Origin of the sequence: Serratia oryzae, assembly GCF_001976145.1 — a bacterium.
GTDB classification, from domain to species: domain Bacteria; phylum Pseudomonadota; class Gammaproteobacteria; order Enterobacterales; family Enterobacteriaceae; genus Chania; species Chania oryzae.
On record NZ_MOXD01000008.1, the window covers coordinates 148165 to 158845 of the forward strand.

14 protein-coding genes are annotated in these 10681 nt (G+C 51.0%); 7 read left to right on the forward strand and 7 right to left on the reverse strand.

The genetic code is table 11. The annotated features are described in order from the left end of the window. Nucleotides 1–82: 82 nt before the first annotated feature. Together rpmA and rplU are read right to left on the reverse strand one after the other, a co-directional pair. Nucleotides 83–340, reverse strand: coding sequence for a 50S ribosomal protein L27 (gene rpmA, locus BMI79_RS15475; RefSeq protein WP_004933559.1), 258 nt, complete (start codon nt 338–340; stop codon nt 83–85). A gap of 17 nt (nt 341–357) precedes the next feature. Continuing rightward, nucleotides 358–669 carry a 50S ribosomal protein L21 gene (gene rplU, locus BMI79_RS15480; RefSeq protein ID WP_037396379.1) on the reverse strand — a complete coding sequence of 104 codons (312 nt, stop codon included), beginning with the start codon at nt 667–669 and terminating at the stop codon, nt 358–360. A 269-nt stretch (nt 670–938) separates the two neighbouring features. Here rplU and ispB point away from each other — a divergent pair, with 269 nt between their 5' ends. Continuing rightward, nucleotides 939–1910: an octaprenyl diphosphate synthase gene (gene ispB, locus BMI79_RS15485; protein ID WP_076943031.1), complete on the forward strand. Its 972-nt coding sequence runs from the start codon at nt 939–941 to the stop codon at nt 1908–1910. A 260-nt stretch (nt 1911–2170) separates the two neighbouring features. Here the strand turns inward: ispB and BMI79_RS15490 are convergent, their stop codons facing one another. Beyond that, nucleotides 2171–2524 (reverse strand): DNA-binding protein, encoded by a 354-nt coding sequence (locus BMI79_RS15490; RefSeq protein ID WP_076943032.1) that lies wholly within the window; start codon nt 2522–2524, stop codon nt 2171–2173. Nucleotides 2525–2705: 181 nt separating this feature from the next. On the opposite strand from BMI79_RS15490, the gene BMI79_RS15495 reads away from it, so the two are divergent. Then, the gene (locus BMI79_RS15495; RefSeq protein ID WP_072010944.1) at nt 2706–2966 is read left to right on the forward strand and encodes a helix-turn-helix domain-containing protein; all 261 of its coding nucleotides are present in this window, start codon (nt 2706–2708) and stop codon (nt 2964–2966) included. Between the two features lie 63 nt (nt 2967–3029). On the opposite strand, the gene mdh is transcribed toward BMI79_RS15495, so the two are convergent. Beyond that, entirely contained in the window at nt 3030–3968 is a 939-nt protein-coding gene (mdh, locus tag BMI79_RS15500; protein WP_076943033.1) for a malate dehydrogenase, read from the reverse strand. A 465-nt stretch (nt 3969–4433) separates the two neighbouring features. Between mdh and argR the strand changes: the two genes are divergently transcribed. The 3 genes from argR to yhcN (BMI79_RS15515) all read left to right on the forward strand — a co-directional run bounded on the left by argR (nt 4434) and on the right by yhcN (BMI79_RS15515) (nt 5955). After that, complete coding sequence (gene argR / locus BMI79_RS15505; protein WP_076943034.1) at nt 4434–4904, forward strand: transcriptional regulator ArgR; 471 nt, start codon at nt 4434–4436, stop codon at nt 4902–4904. 406 nt (nt 4905–5310) lie between these two features. Beyond that, nucleotides 5311–5574, forward strand: coding sequence for a peroxide/acid stress response protein YhcN (gene yhcN / locus BMI79_RS15510; protein ID WP_076943035.1), 264 nt, complete (start codon nt 5311–5313; stop codon nt 5572–5574). A 117-nt stretch (nt 5575–5691) separates the two neighbouring features. Next, a complete protein-coding gene (yhcN, locus tag BMI79_RS15515) occupies nt 5692–5955 on the forward strand; it encodes a peroxide/acid stress response protein YhcN (RefSeq protein WP_076943036.1) in 264 nt (87 codons plus the stop codon). Between the two features lie 340 nt (nt 5956–6295). Here yhcN (BMI79_RS15515) and mpl read toward each other — a convergent pair whose 3' ends face one another. Next, the gene (gene mpl / locus BMI79_RS15520; protein WP_076943037.1) at nt 6296–7675 is read right to left on the reverse strand and encodes a UDP-N-acetylmuramate:L-alanyl-gamma-D-glutamyl-meso-diaminopimelate ligase; all 1380 of its coding nucleotides are present in this window, start codon (nt 7673–7675) and stop codon (nt 6296–6298) included. A gap of 171 nt (nt 7676–7846) precedes the next feature. Here mpl and fbp point away from each other — a divergent pair, with 171 nt between their 5' ends. Next, the gene (fbp, locus tag BMI79_RS15525; protein ID WP_076943038.1) at nt 7847–8851 is read left to right on the forward strand and encodes a class 1 fructose-bisphosphatase; all 1005 of its coding nucleotides are present in this window, start codon (nt 7847–7849) and stop codon (nt 8849–8851) included. A gap of 71 nt (nt 8852–8922) precedes the next feature. Here the strand turns inward: fbp and BMI79_RS15530 are convergent, their stop codons facing one another. Then, nucleotides 8923–9510 carry a tyrosine-protein phosphatase gene (locus BMI79_RS15530; protein ID WP_076943039.1) on the reverse strand — a complete coding sequence of 196 codons (588 nt, stop codon included), beginning with the start codon at nt 9508–9510 and terminating at the stop codon, nt 8923–8925. Between the two features lie 242 nt (nt 9511–9752). Here BMI79_RS15530 and ppa point away from each other — a divergent pair, with 242 nt between their 5' ends. Continuing rightward, nucleotides 9753–10280, forward strand: coding sequence for an inorganic diphosphatase (gene ppa / locus BMI79_RS15535; protein ID WP_037396357.1), 528 nt, complete (start codon nt 9753–9755; stop codon nt 10278–10280). Nucleotides 10281–10327: 47 nt separating this feature from the next. On the opposite strand, the gene BMI79_RS15540 is transcribed toward ppa, so the two are convergent. Continuing rightward, nucleotides 10328–10678: a gamma-glutamylcyclotransferase family protein gene (locus tag BMI79_RS15540; RefSeq protein ID WP_076943040.1), complete on the reverse strand. Its 351-nt coding sequence runs from the start codon at nt 10676–10678 to the stop codon at nt 10328–10330. Between the last annotated feature and the right edge of the window lie 3 nt (nt 10679–10681).

Below are 10681 nucleotides of genomic sequence, written 5' to 3' on the forward strand. Positions count from 1 at the left end.
GCCTGAACCCAGGTGCCCCATAAATGTAAAAAGCCCCGCAACGAATTGCGGGGCTTACATCTATTTCGTAAGGCTCGAAAAATTATTCAGCTTCGATGCTGATGAATTTACGATTGCTCGGGCCTTTAACTTCGAATTTGACTTTACCGTCTTTCAAAGCAAACAGAGTGTGGTCTTTGCCGCAACCCACGTTGGTACCCGCGTGGAATTTGGTGCCGCGCTGACGAACGATGATGCTGCCTGCCAGTACTGCTTCGCCGCCAAAGCGTTTTACGCCCAGACGTTTAGCTTCTGAATCGCGACCGTTACGAGTCGAGCCGCCAGCCTTTTTGTGTGCCATTAATCCGCTCTCCTAACTTAAGCGCTGATGCCGGTGATTTTAACGTCAGTGAACCACTGACGGTGGCCCTGCTGCTTACGGTAGTGCTTACGACGACGAAACTTAACAATCTTGATTTTTTCGCCACGACCGTGAGCAACGACTTCAGCTTTGATCTTGCCGCCATCGACGTAAGGAACGCCGATTTTGATATCTTCGCCATTAGCGATCATCAGAATCTGGTCAAACTCAACCGCTTCACCAGTTGCGATGTCCAGCTTTTCCAAGCGAACGGTTTGACCTTCGCTTACTCGGTGTTGTTTGCCACCACTTTGGAAAACCGCGTACATATAAAACTCCGCTTTCCGCGTGCCCAACTGTTCAGTACAGAGCGCGCTATAAATATTCACAATAGGGCGCGAATTCTACGCAATAATCCCGCACATGACAAGTGTAGAATGGAGGCGGAAGGTGAAAAAAGAAGAAAAAAAACACAGTTTCTTTCATGGCGTTTATCTATGCCGTTTTTCAAGTACAATCAAAGGTGACAGTGACCGCCCTATATCGATGTGAGCAGCGATCTCATCGCGGTGAACAGAAACACAGCTGAAAAAACACAATGAACCTAGAACAAATTACTGAGTTAACCGCGCAAGATATGGCGGCCGTGAACGCAACAATTCTCGAACAGTTGAATTCCGATGTCACGCTCATCAATCAACTCGGCTATTACATTATCAGCGGGGGCGGTAAACGTATTCGCCCGATGATCGCCGTGCTGGCGGCGCGGGCGCTGCATTATCAAGGGGATAAACATATCACCGTGGCTGCCCTGATCGAGTTCATTCACACCGCCACGCTGCTGCATGACGATGTGGTGGACGAATCCGATATGCGGCGCGGCAAAGCCACCGCCAATGCGGCGTTTGGCAATGCGGCCAGCGTACTGGTGGGTGACTTTATCTATACACGTGCTTTTCAGATGATGACCAGCCTGGAATCGCTGCGCGTGCTGGCGCTGATGTCTGAAGCCGTCAACGTGATTGCCGAAGGTGAAGTGCTGCAGCTGATGAACGTGCACGATCCCGACATTACTGAAGAAAGCTACATGCGGGTGATCTACAGCAAAACCGCCCGCCTGTTTGAAGCGGCGGCTCAGTCATCGGCGATCCTTTCCGCTGCAACTGAAGCGGAAGAGAAGGCCTTGCAGGACTATGGCCGCTATTTGGGCACCGCCTTCCAGCTGATTGACGATCTGCTCGATTACAGTGCCGACGGAGTGACGCTGGGTAAAAACACCGGTGACGATCTCAATGAAGGTAAGCCTACACTGCCGTTATTGCATGCCATGCATCATGGCGATGCGCAACAGGCAGCAATGATCCGCACGGCCATTGAACAGGGAAATGGCCGCCATCTGCTGGAGCCCGTCTTGGCCGCAATGCAGGCATGCGGTTCGCTAACCTACACCCGCCAGCGTGCGGAAGAAGAAGCAGACAAAGCGATCGCTGCCTTGCAGGCGTTACCGGAATCGCCATACCGTGCGGCGCTGGAAGGATTAGCGCATCTGGCTGTTCAACGCGAATTTTAAGAAATTCCGCTTTCCAAATATTCAAATAGGTCTGGATTCCAGACCTACTAATTCTCTGCACTAATGAGTTCCCGTGGAACCAACGATTAATGCCTTTCCGTTAGTCAGACCTTTTACTATCTCATTGCCGTGTAAAAAAATTACCCGGCGATAACTCAAGACAAGCTTATTAACCAAAAGAAGGTAAAAACGAAAACCACGGTGAAAACGTTTAGCAGCAGGAATGCTATTTTGTGAAACACTGAGCACAACGATTCGCGCTACTTGTTCTGTTCGCCGATCCACGTCAGTAAACTGCCGACGCCCTCACGCATCAGAAATGCCATAACCTGTGCCCGCTCGCTGTCTGATAGGTGGTAGTAATATTCGATCCACACCGCCAAAGGATCCTGCCGCTCCACCTCATAGACCGCCGGTTCTTCGCGCAGTATCAACAGTTTCTTCACGCTGGTGGGCAAGCTGTCGACATGGTATTCCAACGCCTTTCCCTGTACGCCTTTACGACGACGGCTGACCCAGCCCTCGCGCCGGGCCATGAGGTTGATTCCTTGTGTCGAGGAAGGTAATCCTGCGATGCCTGTCAGCTCCTTGGCAGCAAACCACTCGTTTTTCATAGCCATTATCTCTGGACAATAGTGTGGCAAGATAAATTTTTCAGAAACCATAAGATGTTTTTTAGAAACTTAGTGGTATTCTGGTTTCCGAATAAACGCTTCATGTTGTTCAAACGATTAATTCTGACCTGTTAGTTATACCACTAACAGAACTTTCTCTAATCAAAAAAGGAATGTAAACATGAATTCACGGAACCCAGACTGGCATCCGGCAGACGTCATAGCGGCATTGAAGAAGAGAGGTACAACGTTGGCAGCGGTTTCACGTCAGGCAGGATTAAGCTCATCCACCCTCGCCAATGCGCTGTCACGCCCTTGGCCGAAGGGAGAATGGCTGATTGCCGACGCTTTGAATGTTCATCCTGCGGAAATATGGCCAAGCCGGTATTTTGATCCGCACACCCAGCGTCTGCTGGATCGAAAGAGTCGTATCAAATCATGAGACGAAAAAAAGCCGCCGGACTGTTGTTCCGGCGGCTTTTGTAGGCTTAACGCACTGGCGCTATCAGTTATTGATAAACTTTTCGCCCAGCTCGATATCTTTGTGCAGTACGTCCAGCATTTCGTTCAGCGCTTGCTGTTCGAACGCGCTCAGCGAACCGATGTCTTTACGTTCTTCAACACCGTTTTTGCCCAACAGCAGCGGTTGTGCGAAGAAGCGGGCATATTTGCCATCGCCTTCAACGTAGGCACATTCCACAATGCCTTTCTCACCGCTCAGTGCGCGCACCAGAGACAAGCCGAAACGTGCCGCCGCCTGGCCCATAGACAAGGTTGCGGAGCCGCCACCGGCCTTGGCTTCAACCACTTCGGTACCCGCATTCTGGATGCGCTTGGTCAGGTCAGCCACTTCCTGCGCGGTAAAGCTCACACCAGGGATCTGCGACAACAGTGGCAGAATGGTCACGCCAGAGTGGCCACCGATAACCGGCACTTCCAACTCTTCCGGCTTTTTGCCTTTCAGCTCCGCCACAAAGGTGTTGGAACGGATAATGTCCAGCGAGGTAACGCCAAACAGTTTGTTCTTGTCGTAAACACCGGCTTTCTTCAGCACTTCAGCAGCAATCGCCACTGTGGTATTCACCGGGTTGGTGATAATCCCGATGCAGGCTTTCGGGCAGGTTTTAGCCACTTGCTCGATCAGGTTGCGCACGATACCGGCGTTCACATTAAACAGGTCTGAACGATCCATACCTGGCTTACGTGCAACACCGGCAGAAATCAGCACCACATCAGCACCGTGCAGCGCAGGAGTCGCATCTTCACCGCTGAAGCCTTTGATTTTCACTGCGGTTGGAATGTGGCTTAGGTCAACGGCAACGCCTGGGGTAACAGGGGCAATATCATAGAGGGTGAGTTCAGAACCTGAAGGAAGCTGGGTTTTGAGTAGAAGGGCGAGGGCCTGGCCGATACCGCCAGCAGCACCGAGAACTGCAACTTTCATCCTATACTCCTTTATTATCTTAAATATAAAAGCGCCGTGAATTCTTTGGCTCGGACCTTAATTTATTACACCTTTAAAAACAACCTATTAACAGTCGGTTTTAGAGCTGGCGCAATAAAATGGCCGATGTCGCGATCATTTTAGATTAAATAGCTTACGCATTAAGGGCATAGCGCACACTAATCGAAAATTGTGCGAGGATCTTCACTGGCGAGTTAACCGGCCGTTACATTACACCCTTACATAACATCAGAACAACATCATTTTAATAACATTTTCTTTACCGCAAAGCTGACTCGTTTCCTGCGTCAAAAGGGCATATTCATGGGGTGCGGACTTTGTTAAAATGCCGCCCTCTCCTGATTTTCCCTGCCCTGTTCCATGGCGTTCCTGATTGCAACATTGCATAAAAATTCATTTATATGCATAATATTGATCTCTATTCTCAACATTCCACGGTGCAAAATGCGTAATCCCGCAAAGCAGGAAGACCTGATCAAGGCGTTTAAAGCGTTATTGAAAGAAGAAAAATTCAGTTCTCAAGGCGAGATCGTTTTAGCGCTGCAAGAAGAAGGCTTCGAAAACATTAACCAATCCAAGGTGTCTCGCATGCTGACCAAGTTCGGTGCAGTGCGCACACGCAATGCCAAAATGGAGATGGTTTACTGCCTGCCGGCGGAACTCGGGGTGCCTACCACCACCAGCCCGCTGAAGAATCTGGTACTGGATGTCGATCACAATGACGCCATGGTGGTGATCCATACCAGCCCAGGCGCCGCACAGTTAATTGCCCGCTTGCTGGATTCATTGGGCAAATCCGAAGGTATCTTGGGCACGATCGCCGGTGATGATACAATTTTCGTGACCCCCGCCAGCACATTTACCACACGCCAACTCTTTGAAGCCATTCTCACGCTGTTCGAACAAGAACTATGATGCATGCCGTTAACAAAATAGGGCTGGCGCAGGCCGTATTTTGTTAACGCTTTCTAGACATAACGCCCGCCCCTCAACATTTCCCCCCACGTTTAAAACTGCTTATTTGCCGACTTACAGCATATCCCAATGACAATTGCGTGTGGGCAATCAGTAGTATCTGTGATGTTCCGCACTTTTAGTCAAAAGTACCCAGCCCATTGAAATTACATAAATTTAACATCAATAGCTCATTTAATCATCGATTTTTATTCCATTGCGCTATTAAAAACAGCAATGAACAAATAAAGTTTCACTATAAATTGTTAGCTGACTATTAATTTTCTCAGTTACTAGATGTATACTCATTTCGTGATGTAAATCACAGTTCATTGGATCTAATAAAAGAATACCAAGAGGCCAAATCATGAAAATTAAAACCACCCTTGCAGCGTTCAGCCTTCTCTCCGTGCTTTCTTTTGGATCATTTGCAGCACAATCCATTGATGCACCTCAGGCCGAAAAACTGCATTCTGCAGGAACCATCACCGTGAGCGGCGTCGGTACAGCACCTTCAGATATCCGTCAGGCGCTGTCTGCCAAAGCGGATGCCAAAGGTGCCACCGCTTATCGTGTGATCGAAGCGCGCAGCGAAGGCAACTTCCACGCCACCGCAGAAATTTATAAATAAAACAATGCATTACGTGCTAATGCGTAATCACTCTGCCCTGATAACGGTCTTCAAGTATAAAAAACGCTGTAAAGCCCTTCCAGACTGTTATCTGTAAACAATTAAGGAGTTAACCTCATGAACATGAAAACAACCATCGCTGCGCTTAGCCTGCTCTCTGCCGTTTCTTTCGGCGCTTCTGCCGCTAATCTGGTGAATGATGCCCAGGCGAGCGATCTGCAATCTGTAGGCACCATCAGCGTGAGCGGTGTAGCCGGTGCGCCTTCTGATATCCGCCAAGCACTGTCTGATAAAGCCGATCAGCAGGGTGCCAAAGCCTATCGCATCATCGAAGCCTATGAAAATGGCAACTGGCACGCGACAGCAGAAATTTATAAGTAATCACTAAGAGAGCGCATTTGCTGAACTACCCTCGTCACTGCCACTGCCGAGTTCCAAGATAAATGCCTATTTCCTAGAAAACCTCGTCGTTTTATGTGACGAACATTATGCCCTCGCTTGCGAGGGCTTCTTTATCCCGATAAAAAAGGCCGCATTCGCGGCCCCAGACAGCTGACAAAGCCCGTTATTAGGGAGAGCGTGCCGAAGGGGTCGTAGCGGCGTAAGCCGCCGGAGCGCCCCTCGGTGCGCTAGGCCCGAGTATCTCGGGTTCAAAAGCGACTTTGTCATCAACCTCAGGCCGCATTCGCGGCCTAAGGTTGCTAGATGGCAGGCAAACCTCTCAGTAATCCTCTTTCGGCTCGGCCTTTTTTGCCAACGCCGCCAACAGTTTGTCATGAATACCGCCAAACCCACCGTTGCTCATCACCAGAATATGATCACCCGGCTGTGCCGTTTTAACAATCATCTCCATCAGCGTATCGAGATCGGCGCTCCAATGCGCTGGTTGCACACAGGCATCGGCCACTTCGGCTACCTGCCAGGGGATATGATGTGGTTGGAACAGGAACACTTCATCAGCGCGGCCCAGCGAAGGAGCCAGTTCGTTTTTGCTGATCCCCATCTTCATGGTATTGGAACGGGGCTCCAATACGGCCAGAATTCGCGCCCTGCCCCCCACTTTGCCGCGCAGTGCGGCCAGCGTGGCAAGAATGGCGGTCGGGTGATGAGCAAAGTCATCATAAACAGTCACACCGTTGGCTTCGCCACGCAGTTCCAGGCGGCGGCGAGCATTAATGAAATCACCCAACGCGCGGCAGGCATCGGCGGGTTGCACGCCAACGTGGCGGGTGGCCGCGATCGCCATCAGGCCGTTATGCATATTGTGTTCACCCACCAGCGCCCAGTTCACCTCGCCGACCTTATCACCATCGAGGAAAACCTCATAATGGCTGGCATCCGGGGTCAGCTTGTGCGCACGCCAGGCTCCCTCATCACCCACCAGTTCCTGCTCGCTCCAGCATCCCATCGCCATCACCTGTTTCAGATACGCGTCATTGTCCGGCAGAATGATTTTGCCCTTCCCCGGCACCAGGCGCACCAGATGGTGGAACTGCTTCTGGATCGCTTTCAGATCGTCAAAAATATCAGCATGATCGAATTCCAGATTGTTCATGACCAGCGTACGCGGGCTGTAATGCACAAACTTGGAGCGTTTATCGAAGAAGGCACAGTCATACTCATCAGCCTCAATCACGAAGAAGGGGCTGCCACCGAGACGAGCAGAAACATCAAAGTTACCCGGCACGCCGCCGATCACGAAGCCCGGTTGGTAGCCACAGGCCTCCAGGATCCAGGTCGCCATCCCGGCAGTGGTGGTTTTACCGTGCGTCCCGGCCACTGCCAGCACCCAACGATCGCGCAACACGTGATCGTGCAGCCACTGCGGGCCAGAAACGTAAGGAATGCCGAGTTCTAACACTGCTTCCACACAAGGATTACCACGGGTCATCGCATTGCCGATAATCACCAGATCCGGTGCGGGATCCAGCTGTGCAGGATCGTAACCCTGGATCAGATCGATCCCCTGATTTTCCAACAGCGTGCTCATCGGAGGATAGACGTTGGCATCTGAGCCGGTAACCTCATGCCCAAGCGAACGCGCCAGCATCGCCAACCCGCCCATAAAGGTGCCGCAGATCCCAAGAATATGTATGCGCATTAGGTTTCTCATTTAAGTGCATCGATTTAGTGCTTATTCTAACGCTCAGAATCGCCGAGAAGAAATGGATTTGCCTATGAATGGCGCAATGCTTTGGGCTACACTGGCTAGCGAAAACGTTGGCGGTTTGTTAACAAACCGCTATCCATCCGTAGATTCAGGGATTGTGTCATGAAAACGTTAGGCGAATTTATCGTCGAGAAACAGCACGACTTCTCTCACGCCACCGGCGAGCTGACTGCGCTACTTTCTGCAATTAAACTGGGTGCCAAAATCATCCACCGCGATATCAACAAGGCCGGTCTGGTTGATATTCTGGGCACCAGCGGCATTTCCAACGTACAGGGCGAAGTTCAGATGAAACTGGACCTGTTCGCCAACGAAAAGCTGAAAGCAGCATTGAAAGCACGCGGTGAAGTTGCCGGTATCGCTTCAGAAGAAGAAGACGATATTGTCATATTTGACGGCGAACGTGCTGAAAATGGCAAGTATGTGGTGCTAATGGATCCGTTGGACGGTTCGTCCAATATTGATGTCAACGTCTCTGTCGGTACCATTTTCTCGATCTATCGTCGTATCACACCGGTTGGCGTGCCTGTCACCAAAGAAGATTTCCTGCAGCCTGGCAACGCTCAGGTTGCTGCCGGTTACGTGGTGTACGGTTCCTCCACCATGCTGGTGTATACCACCGGTTATGGCGTACATGCCTTCACTTACGATCCGTCCCTGGGTGTGTTCTGCCTCTCTCACGAGAAAGTGCGTTTCCCGGAAAAAGCCTGCATGTATTCCATCAACGAAGGTAACTACATCAAGTTCCCGCTCGGGGTGAAGAAATACATCAAATACTGCCAAGAGCAGGATGAAGCGACGCTGCGCCCTTATACCTCACGTTACATCGGTTCACTGGTTGCCGACTTCCACCGCAATCTGCTGAAAGGCGGCATCTACATTTATCCCAGCACCGCCAGCCACCCCAATGGCAAGCTGCGCCTGCTGTATGAGTGCAACCCGATGGCGTTCCTGGCCGAACAGGCCGGTGGCAAAGCCAGCGATGGCAAAAGACGCATTCTGGATATCATGCCGGAACAACTGCACCAGCGTGCGCCGTTCTTCGTCGGAACCAAATCCATGGTAGAAGATGCAGAACGCTTTATTGCCGATTTCCCAGACGAATAAGCCCGTTCCGTTTCTCCTGGCAGCGAGAACCTCGCTGCCAGGATTAATCGCCTTACCCGCTAAAAACGCTGTCAGCCTGCCGGGGCGCTGAAGACACGCTGCTGTATCCGGTTAACATCCACATCGCGCACGTAGCGCGCAATACCGCCATAATAGCTTTCGTGATAGCCGTATTCCGGCTTGCGCAATTCGGCAAGCACGTCCGTTTTAGCGGCATGTTCAAATACCAACTGATACATCGCCACTATCAGCCCGGTACGATCGCTACCGTGCCAGCAGTGAACCAGCATCGGCTTCTGGGCAAAGCGAATTTCCCGCAGCGCACTGACCACGACGTCATCATTGATGACCGCAGCGTTCATCGGCACCCGACGCAGTATCAGCGTTGTCCCCTTTGCCTCACTGTCATCATCATTCCACTGGCGCAGGCTGAGAACCGTCTTGATGCCGCTCTGCTCCAACGCCCGCATTTGCGCTGAATCAGGCTGGGCTGAACGGTATAAATCCGCAGAAACCTGATGGTAGTTCTGAGGCAGCCCCAAAACCGTGGCATGAACGGCCAGGCTACACATCAACAAGGCTGACACTGCCAGTAATTGCACTTGATAATATAAGGCCGAACTTCTTTTCTTCCCGCTGCGCTGCAACCTATCAATCATGACCAAACTTCCTTATCAGTTCTGAGGAGGCTTAATATACCTATACCCGGCGTATTTAATAGAGGGCGGCGGTATGGCAAGCCGTCGGTTAATGCCATCTTCCCCCCTCGTCTACGGGCCGAATAAGGCCTTGGCAGCTTAACCCGTGCAGCTGGTTGTGCCTGAAAAATCGCAGTACTTTAAGAGCGTTTTGGCTATAATTAGCCACCACTCCCTTTCTGGTTTGATTAAAGGAAACCGACATGAGCTTGAATCTGGTCCCTGCTGGCAAAGACCTGCCGGAAGACATCTACGTAGTTATCGAAATCCCGGCTAACGCCGATCCGATCAAATATGAAATCGACAAAGACACCGGCGCACTATTCGTTGACCGTTTCATGTCGACGGCGATGTTCTACCCATGCAACTACGGCTACATCAACAATACGCTGTCTCTGGACGGTGACCCGGTTGACGTTCTGGTGCCTACACCCTACCCGCTGCAGCCTGGTTCAGTGATCCGTTGCCGCCCGGTTGGCGTGCTGAAAATGACTGACGAAGCCGGTGAAGATGCCAAACTGGTTGCCGTACCGCACAGCAAGCTGACTAAAGAATACGATCACGTGAAAGACGTGAACGATCTGCCAGAACTGCTGAAAGCACAGATCACTCACTTCTTCGAGCACTACAAAGATCTGGAAAAAGGCAAATGGGTGAAAGTGGACGGTTGGGCTGATGCCGCCGCCGCTAAAGCTGAAATCGTTGCCTCTTTCGAACGCGCCAAGAAATAATTCTTGCCCGTTGAGATGAAGAACGCCGCTCATTGAGCGGCGTTTTTTTATTGCTTTTCGTCCAAACGCTTCAGCCAGTCACCACTCTCGATCCGTGGAAAACCCTCTACGCTGTGCTTATACAGGTAGATCCACGCACTCCCATAAGGTGTCTGAATCAGTTCGCGCTTATAGTCCCTGGTATTACTTTTCAATTCGTCCAGCTCTGCCAGAATCGATGAGTTAATACGATACACTTCGCAATGTATTGTACCCTCTCCAGGGATTGCAGCAGGGTAATGGCCCAGATTATAAATCTGATAACCATCGAGCTCATGTTCGCCCAACCATTGGGCGTTAGTCATCCAATGGCTGTTCCCCTGCTTGCGTCGTAAACTGCCGTAAACAATGATTCGCATAGC